The organism is Nonomuraea sp. NPDC050680, assembly GCF_040654555.1.
In the GTDB taxonomy this organism is placed as follows: domain Bacteria; phylum Actinomycetota; class Actinomycetes; order Streptosporangiales; family Streptosporangiaceae; genus Nonomuraea.
Genome location: NZ_JBFAIF010000005.1, coordinates 548,376 through 572,563 on the forward strand (window position 1 = coordinate 548,376; position 24,188 = coordinate 572,563).

Genomic DNA, 24,188 nt, shown 5'->3' on the forward strand with positions numbered 1-24,188 from the left:
ACAGCGTGCGGGAGTGTCCGGTGTTCGCCAGCTACCTCATAGGACTGCGTGAAGGACTGGAGGCGACACTCGTCGTCTCGGTCCTGATCGCCTTCCTGGTCAAAAGTGACCGCAAGGACAAGCTTCCTCAGGTCTGGACCGGCGTCGTGGCCGCCCTCGCGCTGGCCGTCGGCTTCGGCGCGCTGCTGACCTTCACGGCGGCCAACCTCGGCCACACGGGGCAGGAGCTCTTCGACGCCATCACCTCGCTGCTGGCCGTGGTGTTCGTCACCTGGATGATCTTCTGGATGCGCCGCATGGCCCGCGCGCTCTCCAAGGAGCTGCGGGGCAAGCTCACGGAGGCGCTCGAGATGGGCTCGTTCGCCGTGGTCGTGATGGCCTTCCTGGCCGTGGCCCGCGAGGGGCTGGAGACGGCGCTGCTGTTCTTCGCCTCCGTCCAAGGCGCCACCACCACCGCGTCGCCGCTCATCGGCATCACCCTGGGCCTGCTCACCTCCGTGGCGATCGGCTGGGGCATCTACCGCAGCGCCCTGAAGATCAACCTCACCACGTTCTTCACCTGGACGGGCCTGCTGCTGATCCTGGTGGCCGCAGGCATCTTCAAGTACGGCGTGCACGACCTTCAGGAGGCCAACATCCTGCCGGGTCTGACCACCTACGCCTTCGACATCAGCGCGATTTTGCCCGCCGACTCCTGGTACGGCGCGCTGCTCGCTGGAATGCTCAACATCACTCCTCAGCCGACCGTGCTGGAGGCCCTGGCCTGGGTCCTCTATCTCGTCCCGACCCTCGTCCTCTTCCTGCGCCGCCCCAAGTCGACCTCAGCCCCGGCGAAGTCCACCGCCGCGCCCGAACAGGAGCGTCATGCTTAACTCCACCGCCCGCGGCCTCGTCCTGGCGTTCGGCGCGCTCACCCTGGCCGCCTGCGGCTCAGGGACGCCGGCCACGACCGGCGCCGCCGCACCGGCCAAGCCGGGGAAGATCAGCGTGGCCGCCTCCGACACCGAGTGCAAGGTCGCCACCGCCGAGGTGCCCGCGGGCACCAGCACGTTCACGATCACCAACGGCGGCAGCAAGGTCACCGAGTTCTACGTGTACGCGCCGGGTGACCGCGTCATGGCCGAGGTCGAGAACATCGTGCCGGGCCTGACCCGCGAGGTCATCGCCGAGCTGCCCGCCGGGGCGTACGAGACGGTCTGCAAGCCCGGCATGGTGGGCAAGGGCCTGCGCAACGCACTCAAGGTGACCGGTGAGCACAAGCCGCTCACCGACAACGCCAAGCTGGCCGAGGCCACCGCCAGCTACAAGCGCTACATCAAGACACAGAGCGACACGCTACTGGTCAAGACGCAGGAGTTCGTCGACGCGGTCAAGGCGGGCGACATCGCCAAGGGCAAGGAGCTCTTCCCGGTCGCGCGTACGTACTGGGAGCGGATCGAGCCGGTCGCGGAGATCTTCGGCGACCTGGACCCGGCGATCGACGCCCGCGAGGCCGACCTGGCGGCCGGCGAGAAGTGGACCGGCTTCCACAAGATCGAGAAGGATCTCTGGATCACCAAGGACATCAGCAAGGACGGCCCGGTGGCCGACAAGCTGATCGCCGACGTCAAGACCATCGTGGCGAAGTCCAACTCCGCCGAGCTGACCCCGCTCAACCTGGCCAACGGCGCCAAGGAGCTGCTCGACGAGGTCGCCACCGGCAAGATCACCGGCGAGGAGGACACCTGGTCGCACACCGACCTGTGGGACTTCGACGCCAACCTCCAGGGCTCCAGGGCCGCCGTGCAGGCGCTCCGCCCGGTGCTGGACGAACGCGCGCCCGACCTGGCCAAGACGCTGGACGAGAAGTTCGCCGCGGCCGAGGCCGCCCTGGGCAAGCACCAGAAGGGCGACGGCTGGCAGCTGCACAACGAGCTGTCCAAGGCCGAGCTGAAGGCGCTGTCGGACGCGATCAACGCGCTGGCCGAGCCGATCAGCAAGGTCGCCCCGATCGTGACGAAGTAGGAGAGGCAGGACCATGAGCGAGCGCATGAGCCGCAGGAAGCTGTTCGGCATGGGCGCGGCGGGAGCGGCGGCCGTCGGCGTCGGCGCCGTGGCCACACGCTCGCTGCTCGAAGAGCCGCCGGTCGCGCACGCGGCCTCGATCTCCGATCCCGTCCCCTTCTACGGCGAGCACCAGGCGGGCATCGTCACGCCCGCCCAGGACCGGCTGCACTTCGTCTCCTTCGACGTCATCACCGACAAGCGGGCCGAACTGGTCGAGCTGCTGCAGGAGTGGACGGCCGCGGCGGCCAGGCTCGTACAGGGCAAGGAGGCGGGCACGTTCGGCACGCTCGGCGGGGTCCCCGAGGCGGCGCCCGACGACACCGGCGAGGCGCTCGGCCTGCCCGCCTCCGGGCTGACGCTGACGATCGGCTTCGGGCCGTCGCTCTTCGACAAGCGGTTCGGCCTGGCGGACAAGCGCCCCGCCGCCCTCGCCGATCTCCCGAAATTTCCTGGCGAGGCACTCGTTCCGGAAATATCCGGCGGCGACATCTGCGTGCAGGCGTGCGCGCACGACCCCCAGGTCGCCGTGCACGCCATCCGCAACCTGGCCAGGATCGGCTTCGGCAAGGTGTCGGTGCGCTGGTCCCAGCTCGGCTTCGGCCGTACGTCCTCCACCTCGCGCGCCCAGGCGACGCCGCGCAACCTGATGGGCTTCAAGGACGGCACCAACAACCTCAAGCTGGAGGACGCCGAACTGCTGCGCCGGCAGCTGTGGGTGGACGCCCAGGACGGCCCCGCCTGGATGACCGGCGGCAGCTACATGGTCACCCGGAAGATCCGCATGATGGTCGAGACCTGGGACCGTACCTCGCTGGCCGAGCAGGAGGCCATCTTCGGCCGGGACAAGGGCGTCGGCGCGCCGCTGGGCAAGAAGGCGGAGTTCGACACGGTGGACTTCGCGGCCAAGGGCGCCGACGGCGGGCCACTCATCAAGAACGACGCCCACGTCCGGCTGGCCCACCCCAGCACCAACGGCGACGCCCACCTGCTGCGCAGGGGCTACAACTTCGTGGACGGCTCAGACGGGCTCGGCCGCCTCGACGCCGGGCTGTTCTTCATCGCCTATCAGCGGGATCCGCGTAAGCAGTTCGTGCCGGTGCAGACGCGGCTGGCCAAGAGCGACGCCCTCAACGAGTACATCAAGCACATCTCCAGCGGGCTGTGGGCGTGCCCCCCGGGGATGCGGGACGCGGGTGACTACTGGGGGCGCGCACTCTTCGCCTGACTGGCGCGCCGGCCGGGAGCGGGTGCTCCGCCCGGCTGGGGCGCCGGCCGGGAGCGGGTGCTCCGCCCGGCTGGGGCGCCGGCCGGGAGCGGGTGCTTCGCCTGGCTGGGGCGCGCGCATCGCCTGACGTACAGCCGCTTGCAAGGCTGAGCTGTTCACATGAAGCATGCGCAGTGACACGTCAGGGAGGCCGTTGTGATCATTGTCGTTGGCGCCTTCGCCTTACTCCTTCTGCTGGTCGCCGTCCTCATCGTCGTGATCTACAACGGGCTGGTCCGCAAACGCAACGCCGTCGAGAACGCCTGGGCACAGGTCGATGTACAGCTCAAACGCCGCCACGATCTTGTCCCCAACCTGGTGGAGGCCGTACGCGGCTACGCGGGCCACGAGCGGCAGACGCTCACCGCCGTCACGGCCGCCCGCGCGCAGGCCCTCGGCGCGCACAGCCTCACCGAGCAGGCCAGTGCCGAGAACGCGCTGACCGGCGCGCTGAAGAGCCTGTTCGCGGTCGCCGAGTCCTACCCCGACCTCAAGGCCAGCCAGAACTTCGCCGAACTCCAGGAGGAACTGGCCACCACCGAGAACCGGATCGCCTACTCCCGCCAGTACTACAACGACGCCGTCCTCACCTACAGCAACGCGATCCAGACCGTCCCGGCCAACATCGTCGCGGGCATGGGCGGGTTCACCTCCCGCGAATACTTCCAGGCGCCCGGCGAGGAGCGCGGGCCCGTACAGGTGCGATTCTGATGACCGTCTGGTTCGCCGCGGCGGCCGTCGCCACCGCCTTGTGGGCGCTGCTCCTGCTGGCCCTGGCGATCGCGACCCGCACTCCGGACATCACCCCCGGCCCGCCTGGCGCCCAGCTCGCGGACGAATCGCCCGCCGTGGTCGACCTCATCACCGGTGGCTGGCGCCTGTGCGACGAGGCCGCCTCGGCCACCCTGCTCGACCTCGCCGCGCGGGGCGCGGTCCAGATCGAGGAGGTCGGCCCGGAGCTGTCCCTGGTACGGCTGCGCCAGGCCGAAGGGCTGAACCCGTACGAGCAGCTCGTCTACGAGCACGTTCGCTCACTCGCGCGTGATGGCGTCGTGGCGACCGGCGCGCTGGCCGAGGGCTCGCGCAACCTGGGCCGCTGGTGGAAGAGCTTCCGTAAGAAGGTCATCGCCGACGCCCGGCGGCGGGGACTGTCGCGGGCGCGCTGGAGCCGGGCGCACGCGACGCTGCTGTTCGCGGCGGCGCTGGTGCCCGCCGCGCTGGTCGCCGTCGCGGTCACCGTGGCCGACGCCTCGGCCGACTCCGACCGTGACGGCGGCATCGGCGCGGGCGTCCTCGCCTACGCCGCGCTGGTCTACCTGGCCGGGCGGCTGAACGGCGAGCGCGGCACCGACCTGGGCGTCCAGGCGGCGGGGCATTGGCTGGCCGTACGCGAGAGCCTGTCGAACTCCCGCTTCGCCGACAAGCCCGCGGCGAGCGTGACCATCTGGGGCCGCCCCCTGGCGTACGCGGCCGCCCTCGGGCTCGCGCCGCGCGCGGTGCGCAGCCTGCCGGTGAGCGTGCCCGCCGACGACCGCCGGGCGTGGTCCGACTACGGCGGCATGTGGCACGCGGTGGACGTGCGCTACCCGTCGCGGCTCATCTGGGGCCGGCCGCCGCTGCACGCCATCGGCCGCGGCTTGGCGGCGGGGTTCTTCGCCGGTTTCTGGACGTGGATCGTGCTGATCGTCCTGTCCGCGTTCGAGCTGTGGCCGCGCGCCCTGACCCAGCCGGGAGGCTTCGCCGTCGGCCTCGCGATCGCCGCCGTGCCCGCCGGCCGCGCCCTCCTCGACCTCACCGGCCAGACCCGGGTCGAAGGCCAGATCGTCCGCCTGCGCAGACGCCGATCGGGAGGCAACGAGAACCGGCCGAAGTACGTCCACTGGTGCGCCGTCGACGAGGGCCGCGGCCGCGAGCTCAAGGCGTACGGCATGGCCGAGGACCAGTGGAGCCGCCTGTCAGAGGGCGACCTCGTCCGCGCCAGGGCGGGGCGGCGGGTCGGCTGGATCAGCGAGATCGAGGTGCTCCGCAGCACCACCCACCGAGGCCACTACGCCGACACCCAGGACCACCTGATCGACGCCCCACGCAACCTCGGCGAGGTCCGGCCGGGGTGGGGCGCGTAAGAACGAGCAGCGCGCCACCGGGTGGGAGGGCCGGTCAGGCGTGGTGGCGGGCGCGGGAGGCGGCGGCGTGGGCGCGGTTGGCGCAGCGGGTCGAGCAGAACTGCCGCCGCCCCGGCCGGCTCCGGTCGATGAAGGCGTCCCGGCACGGCGAGGCCGCGCACAGCCGCAACCGCGCCCAATCCCCCGCGGCGGCCACGTCGAGCAGCTCGCGCACCGCGCGCACCGCCAGCCGGTCCGCCGTCCCCGCGCCGTCGGGCGCCGCGAGCCGCAGCACCGGCACCCCCTCCACGTCCTCGACGACCACCCGCGCCGGCAGCCCCGCCGCGAACCCGGCCAGCGCCCGCGTCCGTTCCGGCGGCTCGCAGGCCAGCACGGCCCGCAGCCGCCCGCGCATCTCCCGCACAGCGGCCAACTCGGACTCCTGACCAGGCGATTCGCCGAACTCCTCCACGGACTCCTCCCCGCCGAACTCCTCCTCGTCGAACTCCTCCCCGCCAAACTCCGCGCAGAACTGTCGCAGCGCCGCCAGATCCGGGAGCCGCTCCGGCTCGTCCAGGTAGTCATCCCACGTGTTGGCCAGATCCAACGCCACCAACCCCGTGTCGACGTATTGGCGCATCCCATTTCCTCCTGCTAGCGTCACGACTATGAGCACTATAACTCCTGACACAAGATTCAGCATCCTCGACGCCCCCTCGAACCTCGGCCTGCGCCCGCCCGCCCCGGACGCGGTCCCCGGCTGCTACAAGGCCCCGTGGGCGCTACGTGACGCCGGGCTGCGGGAGCGGATCGGCGCGGACGACGCGGGCGCGGTGGTTCCGCCGCGCTACGTGTCCACCTGGCAGCCGGGCGACGGGGTCCGCAACGGCCCGGCGATCGCCGCGTACGCCAGAAAGCTGGCCGACCGCGTCGCCGCCGTACGCGAGTCGGGGGCCTTCCCGATCGTCCTCGGTGGCGACTGCTCGATCCTGCTGGGGCCGGCCCTCGCCCTGCGCGAGACGGGACGCTACGGCCTGGCGTACCTGGACGCCCATGCCGACTTCCGCAACCTGGGCAACGCCCCGTACGTGGGCTCGGCGGGCGGAGAGAGCCTCGCCCTGGTGACCGGCCGTGGCGACGACTACCTGACGGACATCGGCGGCCTGCGCCCGTACGTGGCCGACGAGGACGTGATCGTGCTCGGCGTCCGCGACGAGGAGGACCTGCGGGACGTCAAGGAGTCCGGTCTCGCCTACGTGCCCGCCGCCGACCTCGGCCCCGACACCCTGGATGTCGCCAGGAAGGTGCTGGTCCGCGACGACCTCGACGGCTTCTGGATCCACGTCGACGCCGACGTGCTCGACTCCGCGCTGCTGCCCGCCGTCGACTCCCCCACCCCCGGCGGACCCGACGCCGACGGCCTGGCCGGGCTGCTCCGTGGCCTGCTCAGCCTCCCGGGAGCCGCCGGCCTGGAGCTCACCATCTTCGACCCCGACCTCGACCAGGACGGCACGCAGGCCGCCCTCCTCGTGGACATTCTCGCCTCGGCGCTCGCCACCGACCGGTGAGTCTTACCCGTCCGCCGGAAACGACCCGGCCCGCGACGACAACCCGTCCGGTGAGGATGTCCCGACAGGTGGGATGACGGGCCGTACTCCCTTGACGATGTCTGATCCACCTCGGAGGATTATGTACAGATTGTGGACTAAAAGCAGTCAGGGAGCCGAAGTGACCAAGCCGCTCAGCGTGCAGCTCTACTCCGTAAGGGACCAACTGGCCGCCGACCGTGACGACGTGCTGCGCCGGATAGCCGGGATCGGTTACGGGGCCGTCGAGCCCTACGACCCGACCAGCGATCCCAAGGGCTTCCGGCAGGTGGCCGACGACCTCGGGCTGGCCGTGTCGAGCACGCACGCCTACGCGCTGCTCAGCAAGGAGCCGACCGAGGTCTTCGACGCCATCGCCACCGTGGGCACCGATCTGGTGATCATCCCGGGCGGCATCAAGGAGGAGGAGTTCACCACGCGCGACGGTCTGTCCAGGACCGCCGACCTGCTGAACGGCCTGGCCGAGCAGGCAGCCTCTTACGACATGCGGATCGGCTACCACAACCACTGGTGGGAGATCGAGCCGCGGATCGACGGCCGCCACGCGCTGGAGGCCCTCGCCGACCTGCTGGCTCCGGAGGTGTTCCTGGAGATCGACACCTACTGGGCCGCCGTGGGCGGCGCCGACGTGCCCGCCCTGCTGCGCAACCTTTCCTCCCGGATCCTGGCGCTGCACGTCAAGGACGGGCCGGGCGTCAAGGAGGAGCCGCACGTGGCCGTGGGACAGGGCGTCATGCCGGTGCCGGAGATCCTCGCGGCCAGCCCGGACACCTGGCGGATCGTGGAGCTCGACAGCTGCGCGGGCGACATCTTCGAGGCGCTCGCGGGCAGCCACGCCTACCTCACCGAGCTGAGCGCTTCGTGAGCTCCGGACCCGTAGGCGTCGCCATCGTCGGCGCCGGTGTGATCAGCGACAACTATCTCCGTCACCTGTCCTCCTTCCCCGACGTCCGCGTGCTCGGCGTCGCCGACCTCGACACGGCCAGGGCCGCGACCGCCGCGCGCGAGCACGGGGTGCCGCTCTCCGGCACCGTCGAGACCGTACTGGCGGTGCCTGAGGTGGAGATCGTCGTCAACCTGACGATCCCCGCCGCGCACGCCGCCGTGGCGCTCGCGGCGCTGCGCGCGGGCAAGCACGTGTACAGCGAGAAGCCGCTGGCCCTGGACATGGACGAGGCGGCCAAGGTCACCGCGGAGGCGGCGAACCTCAACCTGCTCGTCGGCAACGCCCCCGACACCTTCCTCGGCGCGGGGCTCCAGTCGGCGGCCAAGGCGCTCGCCGCCGGCCTCATCGGCACCCCGGTGGGCGTCACGGCCGCCTTCCAGAGCCTCGGCCCCGAGTCGTGGCACCCCAATCCCGAGTTTCTCTACCAGCGGGGCGCCGGTCCCCTGTTCGACCTGGGCCCCTACTACCTGACCGCCCTCGTCGCCCTGCTCGGCCCGGCGGCCCGCATCGCGGCCAGCACCCGGCGGGCCCGCGGCCACCGGGTGATCGGCTCGGGGCCGAAGGCGGGTACGGCGTTCGCGGTGGAGGTTCCCACGCACGTCAACGCGCTGATCGACTTCGCGGGCAGCGCCAGCGCGACCGCGACGTTCAGCTTCGACTCGCCCATCCGCCGGCAGACGATCGAGATCATCGGCACCGAGGGGGCGCTGTCCCTGCCCGACCCCAACACCTTCGAGGGGCCGCTGCTGGCTCGTGGCCCGCATGACGCCGAGTGGCGGGAACTGCCCGTCACGGGTACGACGGCCGGGCGCGGCCTGGGCGTCCTGGACATGGCAAGGTCGCTGCGCGCCGGGACCCCGCACCGGGCCTCGGGCGCGCTCGCCCAGCACGTACTGGAGATCATGACCGCCATCGGCGACGCCGGAGAGGACGGCGAGGCCCGCCGCCTGCAGACCACGTCACCCACCCCACCACCACTCCCCGACGGCTGGGACCCGCACGCCGCCACGCTGACGTAGACGTAGACGTAGACGTAGCAGACCGGCCTGTTCACGCTTGGTCAGCCAAGCGTGAACAGGCCGGCCTCACGAGCGTGAGCCGCTGGTGAACTTCTACGCCCTGCCCACCAACACCACGGTGCCGGCACACTCCAAGGCGGCCGACCCGGCGACGGTCAAGCTGGTCTCCTACGACGTGGAGGTGGCCGGCCGCGCCAAACAGGCACTGGTCGACAGGTTCAGCGCGGAGATCGCCCGGCCGCCCGCCTAGGAGCAGCCCTCGAACTGCGGGACCGAGACCACCGACAGGTCGATGCCCGACTTGCCGAACCATTTGTCCAGCAACATGTTCGCCGTGCCGTCCTGGTACATCTCGGTGATGGCCCGGTTGAGCTCCTCACAGCCGTCGACATCACCCTTGCGAATGCCGATCGCCGTACGTTGCTCGTTGAAAGTCGCGCCGACCAGGTGCAGGTCGACGCCCGGCTTAGTGAGCAGCCCCGCCAGGATCTGGCTGTTGGTGGAGATGGCGTCGATCCTGCCGTCCTTGATCATCTGCAGGCAGACGTTGTAGTCGGGCGCGGGGACGGCGATCGCCTTGACCCGGCGCTCGTCGATGATCCGCTGGGCGATGTTCGTGCCACGCACCCAGCAGATCTTGCGGCCCGCCAGGTCGCGGACGTCGCGGATGACGTCCTTGTCGGCCGGCCGCACCGCGATGTCCTGGAAGTCGACGTGGTACGGCCCGGCGAAGTCGATCACCTTCTTCCGCTCCGGGGTGACCGACATGTGGGCGAAGACCAGGTCGGCACGCCCCTCCGTGAGCACGGTGAGCTGGTCGCCGGCGGTGATCTCCAGCCAGCGGATCTGCTTGCCCAGCCGGGAGATCAGATATTTGGCCACGTCGATGTTGAAGCCGTCGTATCCACCGTTCTGCCCCTTGAAACTGATCAGCGGGACGTCGGAGCGGATGGCGACGATCAGCTCGTCCTTGTCCACGAGGGACTCCGGCCGCCCCGCGCCGCAGGCGGTGAGCAGCAGCATCAGGCAGATCAGCAGCTTTCTCACCGGTACTCCCTGAGTCGTGGCCAGATCCCGACCAGGATGAGCAGGGCGCCGGCGGCCAGCCCGGCGGGGATCAACCGCCACAGCGTCTCCAGGGCTCCGTCGCCGCTGTCGATGGCGCGCTCGAAGTCGGACTCGTGCCGCCGGACCAGCTCCTCCAGCACCTTGTCGTAGCTTTCGTAGGTCTGGGTGAGCTCGCCGTCCCAGTACTTGATCGCCGCTTCCGCCGTCATGGTCCGCATCCGCGCGTCCGCCTGCTGGAACTTCTGGTAGACGGTGAAGAGGCGTTCCCGGTCCTGGCCCGTCAGGCTGCCGAGCAGTCCCTGGAAGTCGGCCCGCAGCTTGCTCTGGTAGTCGGGCAGGCTGGTGGACTCGACGGCGGCGATCGTCTGGGACTTGTCCAGGAAGGCGTGTTCGTAGGTGTCCTTGCGGAAGCGGTCGAGCAGGTAGCGGTTCTGGTCTCCGTGCATGCTGTTGCTGATCGCCCGTGCCCTGGTCAAGGTGAGCACGGCGTCGAAACCGCCGCGCTTGGCCTCGTCCAGCGCCTGGCCCTGCCGGTTGAGCAGGGCCGTGCCCGTCACCAGACCCGCCACGGTGAGCACGGTGGCGACCACCAGAGCCGGCGCGAAGACCCGGCGGAACCTGCGGGTCAGGTACATCTGCAGACCCAGCAGGCAGCCCAGCGCGAGCAGCCCGGTGACGATGACGGCGAAGCGGGCCAACGAGGTGGTCGAACGCTCGGCCACGTGCGCGCGCCGGACGATCGTCCCGGTTTCCAGGGTCAGGTTGTAGGCCTGGGGCAGCAGTTCGCGGTGCATGAGGTCGGTGGCCTTCTGATAGGCCTGGACCACATTGTCGGGCGGCTGTCCCGCGGTGTGCTTGGACTGCACGTCCAGCAGCCGGGCCTGGGTCGCCAGCCGTTCGTAGCGGCCCAGCCCCTCGATCAGCGACTCGACCGTACGTTGCTCGGCGGGATCGTCCAGAGCCAGCCGGTACGCCTTGAGCAGGCTCTCGGAGATCTCCAGCCGCCGCTGGTCATAGGTGGTCAGGTCGGCCTGCTGCTGGGGGCCGTACTCGCTGCCCAGCAGCAGAGTCTCGGCCACCAGCGCGTCCATCTCCGACATCTGCCGATACAGGCCCGTGGTGGCGAGCACCTGCGGCCCGGCGTCATGCCCGATGGTGCGTAAGCCGGATCCCGTACTCGCCGCGCCGGCCAGGATCGCGCCCAGCAGGAGCGCCAGCGTCAGAAGGGACAGCCCGGCCAGCGTACGCACCCGCCCGGAGACCGACCTCTTGCGCCCGGTCGAAGGCGTCGCCGTCACCGTCATGGGCCGCTCCGGCGGGAGACGCCGGGATCGTTGGTGTGCACCGCGCCTCCCGAGATCGACTCGTGCTGGGAAATTCGAGCATGGCCGCGGAAGCGACAGATCCGCAAGGGGGCTGCCGGTGGCACTATCGAAGAGGACTGGTTTACCCCGTTTGGTCGACAGGCCCGGAAGAAGACGATCCGCCGTGGCAAGGGTCCCCAGGAAGGGACACCCCCTTCGGGGAGCGGAAGAACGGATGCCCGGCGAACGTTCGTGGTCGCCGCGCTAAGCGGGGATGACGTACGCGCTGGTGCTGGGGCGGCCGGTGCCGTTCACGGCGGTGATGTAGAGGAACGGGCGGCGGGGATCGACGTCTGTGGGCGTGGTGAAGGGCACCCAGGCGGCGCCGGCCTCGTCCGGCCCCTGGGCGACGGTCACCGTCTTCGTCCCCGCCCCGGCGCGGGCGTACTGGACCGTGATCGTCCCGCCCGCGAGGTTGCGGCCGGTGATCGCGATCCCGGTCGCGTTCCTGGTCGCGCCGACGATGAGGGGTGCGTTCCAGGAGGCGTGGAGGTCGTCGCTCAACGACGGGGTCATCCAGTTGAGCCGGCAGGTCAGGAACGGGTCCCAGCCGTAGGAGATCACCTTGGTCACGGCCGCGCCGGCCGCCATGACCTGGGCGTCGAGCCGCTTCTTGGTCGTCCGGCCGCGCAGCGGCAGTGGGTCGGACCGGCCGCACTCGCCGGCCACCGGGGCGGGCTCGAAGGCCTCCGCGTTCATCCACAGCTCCACCCCCGGCGGCCGTGACCGCGCCGCCGCCTGGAGGTAGTCGTAGGTCGAGCCGTAGTACGCCTGCCGGTTGGTGACGTCCCCCACCATCGGCACCAGGCGGGGATCGACCTTGGCGTCCGCCTCGTCGCGGCCGTAGACGGGCACCTTGCCCGTCCCGCGCCCGTCCTGTACGGCGACGGCCATGGGCGCGCCGTGCGCGGTGGCGGCGATGGCGAGCAGCCCCGGCCCCACCCGCTCGGGTGGAAAGCCCTTGTCCCTGCGCGCGTCGAAGTAGGGACTGACCAGGATCTTCTTCCCGGGCAGCGTGGCGGCCACCACGGCGTGCTGGGCCTGGTACAGGTCGATGGTCGGATCGACGCTGGGCCGCGACTTCACCGCCAGCTCGAACGACTGGTACACCCCGGCGAACGCCGCCGACGGCCCGTACCTGCCCCGATAGTCCGTCAGCACCCGCTCGGTGAGCGCGGTCACGGCGCCGAGGTGCCTGAGGTCGGGCAGCCACGGCCGCTTGACGTCCTGCGGCGCGGCGGGCAGCCCGGGGAACACCTTCATCCCGTACGCGGCCGCCTCCGTCATCAGGTTGCCCAGCCCGTCGCCGTCGGTGGCGATCAGGACGAGGTCGTACGGGCCGCGGGAGCAGGACGTGCCCAGCAGCAACCGGTAGTAGACCCGCTCGCCGCTCTCGATCCGCCGGTCCAGGCCCGGACACCGCAGCAGGCCGTCGCCGAACAGCTCGTTCGCCGCATAGCCGTAGACCCTTCGGATGCGCGGAACCGCCTCCCGAGCAGCCTGGTAGCACGTCTTCCCGTTCTCGACGCAGCCGGTGAAGTCGGGGTCGGGCGCGCCCTCCTTCAGCAGCCGCCCCGCCCGGTCTACCCGGCTGGGCACCAGGCGCGGGCCGAACGTGATGAGGGTGTCACCGCCCACCCCGTGGATCGCCTCCACGGTCCGCCGCGTGACGCACGGGTCCGAGCGGGGTACCAGCCAGTAGCCGGTGATCGCGTACGGCGCGTCCACCCGCGTGTCCCGCGCCGGACAGCCCGCGTCGACCCCCACCACACCAGGTGTCACGACTGGCGTCGGAGTGGCCTCGGCCCGCGTCCCGGGAACGACGGTGGCCGCCAGCACCGCCACGGCCGCGAACCCCCGCAGGATCCACCCGGATACCACATGACCTCCTCGCGCGAGTGTCCGCTCGCGGCCAGAACGGTCGTACCCGTTAGATCACCCGATGCACCTTATCGCGGCACGGCCGGACCCCCAGGACGGCGCGGCGAACCCGCCGCCCCGGGAGCACGGAACGGACCGCTCAGGCCACCGGGTCGTCCGCAGGATCGCGGTACGGCGTGGTGAAGGTGTGCATCCCCGACCCGACCTCCACCAGCTCCCCGGACGGCAGGTCGACCTCGGCCGTCGTCCCCGACGGCACGGAGACGGTGACCGTGAGGTTGCCGCCCGTCCGGGACCAGGCCACCGCCGCAGGCCCGTACGGCGTCTCGTGCTCGGCGGAGGCGTGGGTGAGACCGGCGCCGGGCCGCGGCGCGACGCGGATGCGGCGGTAGCCGGGCGCGGCGGGAGCCAGGCCGGCGAGCGTGCCGTGCAGGAAGTCGGCGACCGCGCCCAGCGCGTAGTGGTTGAACGAGGTCATCTCGCCGGGGTTGACCGAGCCGTCGGGCAGCATGCTGTCCCAGCGCTCCCAGATCGTGGTCGCGCCCATGGTCACCGGGTACAGCCACGAGGGGCATTCGCGCTGCGTCAGCAGCCGGTAGGCGGTGTCGTGCTCCCCCGCCGCGGCCAGGGCGGCGCAGACCAGCGGCGTGCCGACGAAGCCGGTGCCGATGCGGTAGTCGTCCTGGTCCACCAGCTCGGCCAGCCGCTTGCCTGCCCGCGCCCGCTGCTCCGGCGTCTCCGCCAGGCCGAGGTGCAGGGACAGCGCGTAGGCGGTCTGGGTGTCGCTGACCAGGCGCCCGGACGGCGAGAGGTACTCGCGGCGGAAGGCCGCTCGGACCGCAGCGGCCAACTCGCCGTACTTCTTCGCGTCCTCGCCCCGGCCCAGCAGCTCGGCGGTGTCGGCCACGAGTTGCGCGGTCCAGGCGTGGTAGGCGGTGGCGATGAGGTACGGGTCGGTCCTGGCCTTGCCGGGCTTGTCCGGCGGCGCGGCGGGGTCGAGCCAGTCGCCGAACTGGAAGCCCTCGTCCCACAGGTGGTCGTCCCCGGCGATGCCGGCGATGTGGTCGACCCAGCCCTTCATGCTGTCGTACTGCGCCTCCAGCACCCCGAGGTCCCCGAAGCGCTCGTAGAGCACCCAGGGCACGATCACCGCCGCGTCTCCCCACGCCGCCGTCGGCATGGCGGGGAAGTCGAGGCTGACCCACGGGATGTAGTAGGGCACCATGCCGGACTCGTCCTGTTCCGCGGCCAGGTCGGCGAGCCAGGAGCCGAGCGTGCCCGCGCAGTCGTACAGGAAGGCCGCGGTGGGGGCGAAGACCTGGATGTCGCCGGTCCAGCCCAGGCGCTCGTCGCGCTGGGGGCAGTCGGTCGGCAGGTCGACGAAGTTGCCGCGCATGCTCCACACCACGTTGTCGTGCAGGCGCTGGAGCTGCGGGTCCGAGCAGGTGAACCAGCCGGTACGGCGCATGTCGGTGTGGCAGACGACCGCCTGGACGCTGTCGGGGCCCAGCTCGCCCGGCCAGTCGATCAGCTCGGCGTAGCGGAAGCCGTGCATGGTGAAGCGCGGCTCCCACTCCTCCTCCGCGCCGCCGGCCAGGGTGTACTCGTCCTGGGCGGCCGCGTTGCGCAGCGGGCGGCGCGACAGGGCGCCGTTCTCCAGGACCTCGGCGTGGCGCAGCGTGACAGTGTGCCCGGCCGGGCCCTGGACGCGGATGCGCAGGCGGCCGGAGATGTTCTGGCCGAAGTCGAGGATCCTCTCGCCGGCCGGCCCCTCGATGACCTCGACGGGACGCAGCGTCTCGAAGCGGCGGACCGGCGGGCCGGTGGGGGCGACGAGCAGGGCGGGGTCGTGCTCCACGACGTCGGCGGGCAGCCAGGCGCCGTCGTCGAAGCCGGGTGAGGACCAACCGGCGGGCAGCAGGCGGGCGTCGTACTTCTCGCCGTCGTACAGGCTCGCCGCGAGGACCGGGCCGCGGGCGCAGCGCCAGGAGCCGTCGGTGGTCACGACGTCGGTCGAGCCGTCGGCGTAGACGACTTCGAGCTGGGCGATGAGCGCGGTGCGCGAGCCGTACGTCTCGACCCTGCCGTCCTTGAAGCCGAGTCGGCCGCGGTACCACCCGTCGGCGAGCATCGCGCCGATGGCGTTGTCACCCTCCGCCAGCAGCGCGGTGACGTCGTGCGTGCGGTAGCGCAGGCGGTGGTCGTAGCTCGACCAGCCCGGCGCGAGCACGTCATCGCCCACGACCTGCCCGTTGATCTCCACCTCGTACAGGCCGTGGCCGGTCACGTACAGGCGGGCCCGCTCGACCGGCCCGCGGACGGCGAAGCCGCGCCTGAGCATGGTCGCGGGCCCGTCCGGCGCGCCGAGCAGCTCGGCGGGCGGCGCCGCCGCCTCCGCGCGCCACTCCTCCGCCTCCAGCAGGCCCGCCTCGACCCAGGTCCACTCGCTCCACTCGCTCGCCTCGCCGTCCTGACCGCGGACCCGCACGCGTACGGCCCGGCGCTCCCGCGAGCGCAGGTCGTCACCCGGCCACGGGACCAGCACGGAGTCGGAGCGCCCGGTCGTAGAGACAACCTTGCCCTCCGAGTCGCGGATCTCGACGTCGTAGCCGTGCTGTTGCCAGCCGGGACGGTCGTCGCGGACCGTCCAGGACAGCCGTGGCCTGGGTTCTCCGATGCCGAGCGGCTCTCGGTGGTGCTCGAAACGCAGGTCGATGGTCATGCGGCTCCTCTTGAGCGTCAGCCCTTGATCGCGCCGGCGGTCATCCCCGCCACGATCTTGCGGTTGAAGAAGATGAAAGCGAGCAGTGGCGGGATCGTGATGAGCACGATGTCCATGAACAGCAGGTTCCACTGCGTGCTGTATTGGCTTTGGAAGTTGTACAGGGTGAGCTGGACGGTGGCGTTCTCGTCACCGGGCAGGAAGTAGAGCGGGTTGACGAAGTCGTTGAAGACGGCGACCGAGGAGGTCAGGATGATCGTGATCGTCACCGGCCGGAGCAGCGGGAAGATCACCTTGAAGAACAGCCTGAACCCGGTGCAGCCGTCGATCATCGCCGCCTCGTCCAGCTCGCGCGGCACCGCCGCCACAAAAGCGCGAAAAAGCAGGACTGAGTACGACATGTGGAAGGCGACTTCGACGAGGATGAGCCCCGGCAGCGTCTTGAACAGGCCGAGAGTCTGGAGCACCCAGATGGTCGGCACGATCGCGGGCGGGATGATCAACCCGGACAGCACCAGGAAGTTGACCACAGACCGCATGCGGCCCGCCCTGCGCTGGAGCACGAACCCGGCCATGGAGCAGAAGACGACCAGCAGCGTGACCGTCACGACGGTGAGGATCGTGCTGTTGAGGAAGGCGCGCAGCAGCACGTAGTCGCGCGCCTCGATCACCTCGACGAAGTTCTGGACTATGGGCCAGCTCGTCGGCCAGCCGAAGTCCAGCTCCGCCGACTGGACCTCGTCCTTGACCGCCGTGAGCACCATGAACGAGAACGGCACGACGAAGATGACGACGGCCAGGAGGACCACGACGAGTTCGGGCCCGGATCTGCGCAGCGCCCTCATGCGGCGACCTCCCTGGCGCTCAGGAAGCGGGTGAGCGGCACGACCAGCGCGGTGACCACGATGAACAGGATCACGTTCCCGGCGGTCGACAGGCCGAAGAACCCCGCCTGATACTGCTTGTAGATGATCGAGGCGATGACGTCGCTGGTGAAGCCGGGTCCGCCGCGGGTCATCGTCCAGATGAGGTCGAAGGACCGCAGCCCGCCGATGAAGGACAGGATGATCACCGAGTTGGTGGCCGGCCAGCTCAGCGGCAGCGTCACGAACCTGAACCGGTGCCAGGCACCGCCGCCGTCGACCGCGACCGCCTGGTAGTAGTCACGCGGGATCGACATCATGCCGGCGATGTAGATGACGGTGGCCAGGCCGACGCCCTTCCAGACGTCCACGAGCGCCACCGACAGCAGCGCGGTGTTCGCGTCGCCGAGCCAGTCGGGGCCCGAGATGCCCACCAGGGCCAGCGCCTTGTTCACCAGCCCGGTGTCCGGCTTGAGCAGCACGCTGAACGTGATGCCGACCGCGACCGTGCTCACCAGCACCGGGAAGAAGACCACCGAGCGCAGGAAGCCGCGCAGCTTGATCCGCGAGGTGAGCAGCACGCCCAGCGCCATCCCCAGCACGACCTTCAGCGCGCTGGTGGTCACCGCGTAGATCAGGGTGTTCTGGAAGCCGATCCGCAGGTTCTGCTCGGCGAAGAAGTCGGTGAAGTTCTCCAGCCCCACGAAGGTGCTGTCGAACAGCGTCCACCTGGTCATCGAGAAGTAGAAGGCCATGATCGTCGGAACCAGGAAGACGACCGTGTAGACGACCCCCGCGGGCACGTAGAACAGGTAGGGGTACGGGTTGCCGCCGCGCCCGCCCTTCCCCTTGCGCGCGCGGGCACGCCGCCCGGCCGCCGCAGTGGGCGGCTCGGGCGACGTGGCCGTGCTCGGCCTCGACGAGGTCACCACCCCGCGAGCCCCAGTTGCTTGGCCTGCTTCTCCACGTCCTTGTCGTACTGGGCCGCCCCCTCGGCCGCCGTGGTCAGGCCGGAGCCGACCGCGACAGTGATCTGCTCAAGGGACGGGCCCTTGACCGGGGAGACGAACTCCAGCGCGGGCGCGGACGCCTTGTTGTCGAGGTAGACCTGCAGGTCCTTGGCGACCTGGACCGCGTCGGTCGGCAGCGTGGCCCCCTTGATCCGGTACGGTCCGGCCGGCGGGGTGCCCTTGCCAAGGGCGGCCGTACCCTCCGGGGAGGCGATGAAGGCCAGGAACTTCTTGGCTGCGTCGAGGTGCTTGCTCGTCTTGGGGATGTAGGCGGCCCCCGGCTCCCAGACCGTGGCGCCGTTCTTCGCGGCGTCGTCACCCGGCAGGGCGAAGTAGCCGATGTCGGTGCCCACCTGCGGGAACTTCTTCACGAAGCCGGGCACCACCCCGGTGAGCAGCGGGAAGTGCACGCCCTGGCCCTCGGCCAGCAGCTTGATGCCCGCGTCGAGGTTGGCCGAGCCGAAGTTCTTGTTGAGGTACCCCTTGGCGTGCACCTCTTCCAAGCGCTTGAAGCCGGTCAGCGCGGCCGGGGTGGTGGCGTACTTCGCCTTGTTGGCCGTGTAGTCCTGCGCGAAGGTCGGCGACGCGGCCTGCACGTTGAAGAAGTCCGCGAGCACGAACAGCTGCGAGGTCCAGGTGTCCTTGAACGTGGAGATCACCGGCGTCAGCCCGGCGGCCTTGATCTTGTCGTTGTTGGCCGTGAACTCGGCCCAGCTCTTGGGCACCTGCAGCCCGAGCTTCTCGTAGACCTTCCGGTTGTAGAGGATGCCGCCTCCGAGGGCGGTTCCCGTGGGCACGCCGTAGACCTTCCCGCCCTGGGTGACCACCGGCAGGTACGTCTCCTCCACGTTCTTCATGACCGGGTCGCCGGTGAGGTCGACGAGGGTCTGGCCGGGGTTCAGCGCCTGGAGCAGGGACCCGGAGTTGTACCAGAAGACGTCGCTCATCTCGCCCGTGGACAGCCGGGTCTTGATGATGTTGTCGCCTTCGGTGCCCGCTGGGCGGGTCTCCGACTCGATCTTGATCTTCGGGTTGGCCGCCTCGAAAGCTTGGACGACTGCTTTGGCCCCGTTGACCGTGGCTTCGTTGTTGTCGTAGAGGAAGGAGATCGTGACGCTGCCGTCGGCGGCCGTCGTACTGCCCGACGAGCCGCATGCCGCCAGTGAAAGGAGGGGGAGGGCGGCGGAGAAGGCCACCCCGAGTCTGTGAAGCGTGGTCTTCATAACACCCCTTGGGGCTCGAAGCTTAAATCGTTTCAATGGCCTCGTTAGGGCGTTAACATAGGCTTTACGTACGGGGCCGTCAAGGCTCTCCTGCGGTAACGAAACGGAAACGTATCAGCGGCTCCAGGCGTGGCTTCCGCCAGATACTCGCCGATACCCGGCCTGAAGCGAAACGATTCAAGCCTTCAGCGCCGAAGCCTCGTCCCCTTATCCTGGACGCCTCACCCTGAACGTCCCGACCCTCGGCGTCTAAGGAGCCTCCATGCACGTCGTCGTCACCGGTGCCCACGGAAAGGTCGGACGTGCGGCCACCCAGGCCCTGCTCGATGCCGGTCACGAGGTGACGGCCGTCGACCTCACCCGCCCGGTCTGGGAGCGGACGGAGCCCGGCGCGCCCCGCTACCAGCAGGCCGACCTGACCGACGCGGGAGCGGCGTACGCGGTGGTCCGCGGCGCCGACGCGGTCGTCCACGCCGCCGCCATCCCCGAGCCCAGCACCAACCCGCCGCACGTGGTCTTCCAGAACAACCTGATGTCCACCTTCAACATGCTGGAGGCGGCGATCAGGTTCGGCGTGACCCGCTTCGTGAACATCTCCAGCGAGACCGTGCCCGGCTTCTTCTTCCCCGAGCGGCCGTTCCTGCCCGACTACGCGCCCGTGGACGAAGAGCACCCGATCCGGCCGCAGGACCCCTACGCCACCGCCAAGCACTTCGGCGAGCAGCTCATGGACGCGGCCGTGCGCCGGTCAGACATCCGATGCGTCTCCATCCGGCCGAGCTGGGTGCAGCACGAGGGCAACTACGAGCGCAATCTGGGCCCGCAGATCCGCGACGGACAGCCCGGCGCCGGGCTGTGGAGCTACATCGACGCCTACGACCTGGCCGACGCCATCGTGCTGGCCACCGAGTCCGACCTGCCGGGACACGAGGTGTTCTACATCGCCTCGCCCGACAACGTCGGTGGCCACGACTTCGCGACGGTCCTGCGGGAGCACTACGGCGACGCGATCGCGCTGCGGCCGCTCAGCCGTCCGGACGCCTCCGGCATCTCCTGCGCCAAGGCGATGCGCCTGCTCGGCTGGACGCCCAAGCGCTCGTGGCGCGACTACCTGGACGAGGACGGGCGGGCGCTGAAGAAGTGACCCTGGGCTCTCAGGAAGTGAGCTTTGGCTAAGTGAGCTTTGGCTAAGTGAGCTTTGGTTAAGTGAGCTTGGTGACGCGCACGGCGTCCGCGATGACGTACCCGGTCGTGGAGGTCCAGCGGCTCACCCCGACCACGTTGTAGGTGCCCGCGTCGAGGGTGTAGGTGCCGAGGGTCCGCCACTGCCCGCCACCCGTGCGCTGGTCCACGACCACGGTCTGGTTCCCGCCCGACGCCGCCACGAGATACGGCGTGGCGCTGTTGTATCCCGCGTTGGCGGCGTACCAGACCTCCACCCGGTAACTCCCGGCGCTCGGGATGGCCGCCTTGAACCACGCCGGGTCGCTGGCCGCGACGGGGTCGGCGAAGCGGTAGTCGGCGCCGTAGAGCTGCGCCGAGAACGACGAGGTGCCCCAGGAGGAGCTCGCGGCGAACCCGGCGCCCGCGTTGTCGACCACGACGCTGAACGCCGCCGAGCCCGTCACCACCGCGCCCGCGCTCGGCGCGCTCTCCTGGTGCGTCCGGTTCAGCGCGGTCACGTAGTAGGTGTAGCCGCCGGTGGCCGTCGCCGTGGCGTCGGTGAAGGTGGTCTTCCTGGTCGTGCCGAGCAGGTTGCGGGCGTCGGCGTACGCGCACGGATCGGCCGCCGGTTGGGCGCCATCGACCCGGTAGATCGCGTAGGCCGTGGCGCCGCCACCCTGCCACGAGAGCGCCACGCCGCCCGAGCCCCTGGTCGCCGCCGCGCTCGTGGGCGCGGCCGGTGCGGCGGCGGTGCCGCGGGCGGGCGCCAGGGCGGGCTTGGCGTAGTGGGCGTTGACCAGCGCGGCGATGGCGCCGATCCGGTTCGCCTTGACGTCCTTGGCGCTGAAGTAGATGTCGCCGGCCACCTCGGGGTGCTTCCTGTTGTCGTAGAGGTGGTCGCTGAGCTCGGCGGGATCCTGCCAGGCCGCGTCCTGGCCACTGGCGCCCGCGCGGTAGGCGGCCTGGCCGACGACCAACTGGACCCCGGTGCCCCGCACCACGCTCGACCACCAGGCGGTCAGCACCGCGTAGTCCGCCGGGGCGTACCCGATGTTCCAGTAGATCTGCGGCGCGAGGTAGTCGACCCAGCCCTGCTTGACCCAGAGCCTGCTGTCGGCGTAGATCGCGTCGTAGGACTGCAGGCCCGAGGTGCCCGACCCGAGCGGGTCGGTGGCGGCGTTGCGCCAGATGCCGAACGGGCTGACGCCGAAGGAGACCCAGGACTTGGCGGCGTGGATGCGCTGGTCCATCTCGCGCATCAGCTGGTTGACGTTGTCGCGCCGCCAGTCGGCGATGTTGCCGAACCCGCCGCCGTACTGGGCGTACGTCGCGGCGTCCGGGATGGTCTCGCCGCTGACCGGATAGGGGTAGAAGTAGTCGTCGAGGTGCACGCCGTCGAGGTCGTAACGGGTGACGGCGTCCATGATGGCGTCCTCGATGAAGTCGCGGACCTCCGGGATGCCGGGGTTGTAGTAGAGCTTGCCGCCGTAGGCGAACCGCCAGGACGGGTGCGTCCGGGCCGGGTGGGTCGCCACCAGCTTGTTCGGGTCGGCGTTGTTGGCGATCCGGTACGGGTTGAACCAGGCGTGGAACTCCAGGTTGCGGGCGTGGGCCTCGGCGACCATGAAGGCCATCGGGTCGTAGCCGGGATCCTTGCCCTGGGTGCCGGTGAGCCACTGTGACCACGGCTCGTACGACGAGGGCCAGAACGCGTCCGCCGTCGGCCTGACCTGCACGAACACGGCGTTCATGCGCTTGGACACGGCCAGGTCCAGCCACGCCCTGAACTCCGCCTGCTGGGCCGCCACGCTCAGCCCCGCGCTGCTCGGCCAGTCGATGTTGGCGACCGAGGAGACCCACATGCCCCGTAACTGCCGCTTGGGCGTCGCGGGATCGGTCACGCACGCCGCCGCCGAGACTGCGGGAGCGGTGGCGGGCACCACGAGGGCGGTGAGCATGAGGGTGATCGTGGCCAGGATGGTGCGCAGGGGGTGCGTGGTCACGAAAAGAAGTTTCAGCTCCTACCGAACCGAGCGCAATAGTCTTCAGCCAATAGGGGGGCCCAACTTTCCGCCTAGATGTCCGAGTGCGGGCGGAAAGTTTCTTCTAACTCGTCAGTAATGTCAATTATCGACATCTGTCAGGAACCGGCTTACTGTGCAGCCGTCGACCCATAACGAGGGAGCTCCCATGTCACTCTCCCCCAAGCGATTAACGGCTCTCGTCTCCTCGGTCCTCGCCGCTCTCCTGGTCTTCGCCGGCCAGCCCGCCGTCGCGGCCAAGGACACACCGCTCGCCGACGCCTTCGCCCGCGCCGCCGCGGCCCAGGACGTCCCGCGCGACCTGCTCGTGGCGCTCGCCTACGCCGAGACCCACCTCGACGGCCACAACGGCGAGCCCAGCGCCAGCGGCGGATACGGCGTGATGCATCTGGTCAGCAACCCCACCACGAAGGCGCTGGAGAAGGCGTCCGGGCTCACCGGGCTGCCGGTCAAGAAGCTGCGCGCCGACACCGCGGCCAACATCCTCGGCGGCGCCGCGCTGCTGCGCGCCAACGCCGACGAGCTCGGCCTCGACGAGGCCGCCAGGAAGGACCCCGGCCGCTGGTACGAGGCCGTGGCCAAGTACGGCAACACCGCCTCGCCCCAGCTCGCCCGCCTCTACGCCGACGCCGTCTACGAGCTGCTCGGCCTCGGCTTCCAGGCCAAGGACGTCCGCGTGGCGCCGCAGGAGGTGACGGCCGACCGCGGCCAGTACGCCGAGACGCGCGCCTTCGGCGCCGCCGAGGCGGCCAGCGCCGACTACCCGGACGCCACCTGGGCGGCCGCCAGCTCCAGCAACTACACCTCCTCCAGCCGCGAGTCGAGCTACGCCATCGACCGGGTGATCATCCATGTGACGCAGGGCTCCTACGCCGGGACCATCTCCTGGTTCCAGAACCCCAGCGCCCAGGTCTCGGCCCACTACGTGGTCAAGTCGTCCAACGGCGCGATCACCCAGATGGTCCGGGACAAGGACATCGCCTGGCACGCCGGCAACTGGACCTACAACACCAGGTCCATCGGCATCGAGCACGAGGGCTATGTCAGTGAGTCCTCGTGGTTCACCGACGCGATGTACCGGTCCTCGGCCGCGCTGACCAAGTACATCTGCGACAAGTACGGCATCCCGAAGGACCGCAGCCACATCATCGGCCACGCCGAGGTGCCCGGCGCCGACCACACCGACCCGGGACCGTACTGGAACTGGACCACGTACATGAACTACGTGACCGGTGGCGGCGGCACCCCGACGTGGACCACCACGGTCGACAACACCACCTCCGGCCAGTTCACCGCCAGCGCGAACTGGGGCACCTCCACCTACTCCACCCAGCGCTACGGCGCGGACTACCGGTTCGCCGACCCCGTGGCCGCCAGCGACCCGGCCTGGTATCAGGCGACCATCCCCAGCGCGGGCACCTACCGCGTGGAGGTCTGGTATCCGGACGACCCCGGCTACAGCAGCTCCGCGCCGTACATCGTGGCCGCCTCCGGCGGCAACCAGACGGTGTACGTGGACCAACGCTCCGGCGGCGGCAGCTGGAAGAGCCTGGGCACCTTCTCCCTCGCGGCAGGCACCGCCAACGTCGTGGGAGTCAGCCGGTGGACCTCCGGCACCGGCCTCGTCATCGCGGACGCCGTCCGCATCAGCAAGGTCTGAGATCTGGTACGGCCCGTGCCCGGTCGCGCGGGCCGTACTTGTTCGCCGCGGCCAAATAAACGTCGATAAATATATGCCCATTCGCTAATAAGTGGACCGATGGAAACTTCCCTCTTTGCACGTCCTGGCAAAGGATGTTAGATGGAGGGGTCTTGACCGACCACGCTTCGGGGCGGCGCGGCCGTCGATCGCACTCCGGCAAGGAGG

At 70.1% G+C, this 24,188-nt stretch carries 20 protein-coding genes; 11 read left to right on the forward strand and 9 right to left on the reverse strand.

The features are described 5' to 3' along the window. Positions 1–20 precede the first annotated feature (20 nt). The 5 genes from efeU to AB0H88_RS22310 all read left to right on the forward strand — a co-directional run bounded on the left by efeU (position 21) and on the right by AB0H88_RS22310 (position 5,433). Complete coding sequence (efeU, locus tag AB0H88_RS22290) at positions 21–872, forward strand: iron uptake transporter permease EfeU (RefSeq protein ID WP_357647258.1); 852 nt, start codon at positions 21–23, stop codon at positions 870–872. Next, a complete protein-coding gene (efeO, locus tag AB0H88_RS22295) occupies positions 865–2,004 on the forward strand; it encodes an iron uptake system protein EfeO (RefSeq protein WP_357647260.1) in 1,140 nt (379 codons plus the stop codon). The genes efeU and efeO overlap by 8 nt, the downstream gene beginning before the upstream one ends. 13 nt (positions 2,005–2,017) lie before the next feature. Continuing rightward, entirely contained in the window at positions 2,018–3,271 is a 1,254-nt protein-coding gene (efeB, locus tag AB0H88_RS22300; protein WP_357647262.1) for an iron uptake transporter deferrochelatase/peroxidase subunit, read from the forward strand. Positions 3,272–3,466: 195 nt separating this feature from the next. Beyond that, positions 3,467–4,021 (forward strand): LemA family protein, encoded by a 555-nt coding sequence (locus AB0H88_RS22305; RefSeq protein WP_357647264.1) that lies wholly within the window; start codon positions 3,467–3,469, stop codon positions 4,019–4,021. Beyond that, entirely contained in the window at positions 4,021–5,433 is a 1,413-nt protein-coding gene (locus AB0H88_RS22310) for a hypothetical protein (protein WP_357647266.1), read from the forward strand. The genes AB0H88_RS22305 and AB0H88_RS22310 overlap by 1 nt, the downstream gene beginning before the upstream one ends. Before the next feature lie 34 nt (positions 5,434–5,467). Here AB0H88_RS22310 and AB0H88_RS22315 read toward each other — a convergent pair whose 3' ends face one another. Beyond that, positions 5,468–6,052 carry a CGNR zinc finger domain-containing protein gene (locus tag AB0H88_RS22315; protein WP_357647267.1) on the reverse strand — a complete coding sequence of 195 codons (585 nt, stop codon included), beginning with the start codon at positions 6,050–6,052 and terminating at the stop codon, positions 5,468–5,470. A 28-nt stretch (positions 6,053–6,080) separates the two neighbouring features. Here AB0H88_RS22315 and AB0H88_RS22320 point away from each other — a divergent pair, with 28 nt between their 5' ends. From AB0H88_RS22320 to AB0H88_RS22335, 4 genes are all read left to right on the forward strand, one after another. After that, a complete protein-coding gene (locus AB0H88_RS22320; RefSeq protein ID WP_357647268.1) occupies positions 6,081–6,980 on the forward strand; it encodes an arginase family protein in 900 nt (299 codons plus the stop codon). A gap of 160 nt (positions 6,981–7,140) precedes the next feature. Then, positions 7,141–7,884: a sugar phosphate isomerase/epimerase gene (locus AB0H88_RS22325; protein ID WP_357647270.1), complete on the forward strand. Its 744-nt coding sequence runs from the start codon at positions 7,141–7,143 to the stop codon at positions 7,882–7,884. Next, entirely contained in the window at positions 7,881–8,984 is a 1,104-nt protein-coding gene (locus tag AB0H88_RS22330; RefSeq protein ID WP_357647272.1) for a Gfo/Idh/MocA family oxidoreductase, read from the forward strand. Before AB0H88_RS22325 ends, AB0H88_RS22330 begins: the two co-directional genes overlap by 4 nt. An 85-nt stretch (positions 8,985–9,069) precedes the next feature. Continuing rightward, the gene (locus AB0H88_RS22335) at positions 9,070–9,234 is read left to right on the forward strand and encodes a hypothetical protein (protein ID WP_357647274.1); all 165 of its coding nucleotides are present in this window, start codon (positions 9,070–9,072) and stop codon (positions 9,232–9,234) included. Here AB0H88_RS22335 and AB0H88_RS22340 read toward each other — a convergent pair. The 7 genes from AB0H88_RS22340 to AB0H88_RS22370 form a co-directional block, all read right to left on the reverse strand. Continuing rightward, positions 9,231–10,031: a transporter substrate-binding domain-containing protein gene (locus AB0H88_RS22340; RefSeq protein WP_357647276.1), complete on the reverse strand. Its 801-nt coding sequence runs from the start codon at positions 10,029–10,031 to the stop codon at positions 9,231–9,233. The genes AB0H88_RS22335 and AB0H88_RS22340 overlap by 4 nt on opposite strands. Next, the gene (locus tag AB0H88_RS22345; RefSeq protein ID WP_357647278.1) at positions 10,028–11,356 is read right to left on the reverse strand and encodes a hypothetical protein; all 1,329 of its coding nucleotides are present in this window, start codon (positions 11,354–11,356) and stop codon (positions 10,028–10,030) included. The genes AB0H88_RS22340 and AB0H88_RS22345 overlap by 4 nt, the downstream gene beginning before the upstream one ends. Positions 11,357–11,620: 264 nt before the next feature. Continuing rightward, positions 11,621–13,297, reverse strand: a complete 1,677-nt coding sequence (locus AB0H88_RS22350) for a DUF4434 domain-containing protein (protein WP_357647280.1) — start codon at positions 13,295–13,297, stop codon at positions 11,621–11,623. Between the two features lie 139 nt (positions 13,298–13,436). Beyond that, positions 13,437–16,019, reverse strand: coding sequence for a glycoside hydrolase family 78 protein (locus AB0H88_RS22355; RefSeq protein WP_357647282.1), 2,583 nt, complete (start codon positions 16,017–16,019; stop codon positions 13,437–13,439). Positions 16,020–16,036: 17 nt separating this feature from the next. Further along, on the reverse strand, positions 16,037–16,864 hold the full coding sequence (locus AB0H88_RS22360; RefSeq protein ID WP_357647284.1) for a carbohydrate ABC transporter permease: 828 nt from the start codon (positions 16,862–16,864) through the stop codon (positions 16,037–16,039). Further along, positions 16,861–17,811 carry a sugar ABC transporter permease gene (locus AB0H88_RS22365; protein WP_357647286.1) on the reverse strand — a complete coding sequence of 317 codons (951 nt, stop codon included), beginning with the start codon at positions 17,809–17,811 and terminating at the stop codon, positions 16,861–16,863. The genes AB0H88_RS22360 and AB0H88_RS22365 overlap by 4 nt, the downstream gene beginning before the upstream one ends. Beyond that, complete coding sequence (locus AB0H88_RS22370; protein WP_357647287.1) at positions 17,808–19,115, reverse strand: ABC transporter substrate-binding protein; 1,308 nt, start codon at positions 19,113–19,115, stop codon at positions 17,808–17,810. Before AB0H88_RS22370 ends, AB0H88_RS22365 begins: the two co-directional genes overlap by 4 nt. 262 nt (positions 19,116–19,377) lie before the next feature. Between AB0H88_RS22370 and AB0H88_RS22375 the strand changes: the two genes are divergently transcribed. Beyond that, on the forward strand, positions 19,378–20,259 hold the full coding sequence (locus tag AB0H88_RS22375; protein WP_357647289.1) for an NAD(P)-dependent oxidoreductase: 882 nt from the start codon (positions 19,378–19,380) through the stop codon (positions 20,257–20,259). 58 nt (positions 20,260–20,317) lie between these two features. On the opposite strand, the gene AB0H88_RS22380 is transcribed toward AB0H88_RS22375, so the two are convergent. Beyond that, entirely contained in the window at positions 20,318–22,282 is a 1,965-nt protein-coding gene (locus tag AB0H88_RS22380; protein ID WP_357647291.1) for a family 10 glycosylhydrolase, read from the reverse strand. A gap of 187 nt (positions 22,283–22,469) precedes the next feature. Here AB0H88_RS22380 and AB0H88_RS22385 point away from each other — a divergent pair, with 187 nt between their 5' ends. After that, a complete protein-coding gene (locus AB0H88_RS22385) occupies positions 22,470–23,981 on the forward strand; it encodes an N-acetylmuramoyl-L-alanine amidase (protein WP_357647292.1) in 1,512 nt (503 codons plus the stop codon). The last annotated feature ends 207 nt before the right edge of the window (positions 23,982–24,188 follow it).

Bases quoted from the DNA above. Each gene is read 5' to 3' on its own strand.
- efeO (WP_357647260.1), top strand. From the start codon at position 865: ATGCTTAACTCCACCGCCCGCGGCCTCGTCCTGGCGTTCGGCGCGCTC.
- efeB (WP_357647262.1), top strand. From the start codon at position 2,018: ATGAGCGAGCGCATGAGCCGCAGGAAGCTGTTCGGCATGGGCGCGGCG.
- AB0H88_RS22310 (WP_357647266.1), top strand. From the start codon at position 4,021: ATGACCGTCTGGTTCGCCGCGGCGGCCGTCGCCACCGCCTTGTGGGCG.
- AB0H88_RS22315 (WP_357647267.1), bottom strand. From the start codon at position 6,052: ATGCGCCAATACGTCGACACGGGGTTGGTGGCGTTGGATCTGGCCAAC.
- AB0H88_RS22320 (WP_357647268.1), top strand. From the start codon at position 6,081: ATGAGCACTATAACTCCTGACACAAGATTCAGCATCCTCGACGCCCCC.
- AB0H88_RS22345 (WP_357647278.1), bottom strand. From the start codon at position 11,356: ATGACGGTGACGGCGACGCCTTCGACCGGGCGCAAGAGGTCGGTCTCC.
- AB0H88_RS22355 (WP_357647282.1), bottom strand. From the start codon at position 16,019: ATGACCATCGACCTGCGTTTCGAGCACCACCGAGAGCCGCTCGGCATC.
- AB0H88_RS22360 (WP_357647284.1), bottom strand. From the start codon at position 16,864: ATGAGGGCGCTGCGCAGATCCGGGCCCGAACTCGTCGTGGTCCTCCTG.
- AB0H88_RS22370 (WP_357647287.1), bottom strand. From the start codon at position 19,115: ATGAAGACCACGCTTCACAGACTCGGGGTGGCCTTCTCCGCCGCCCTC.
- AB0H88_RS22375 (WP_357647289.1), top strand. From the start codon at position 19,378: ATGCACGTCGTCGTCACCGGTGCCCACGGAAAGGTCGGACGTGCGGCC.
- AB0H88_RS22385 (WP_357647292.1), top strand. From the start codon at position 22,470: ATGTCACTCTCCCCCAAGCGATTAACGGCTCTCGTCTCCTCGGTCCTC.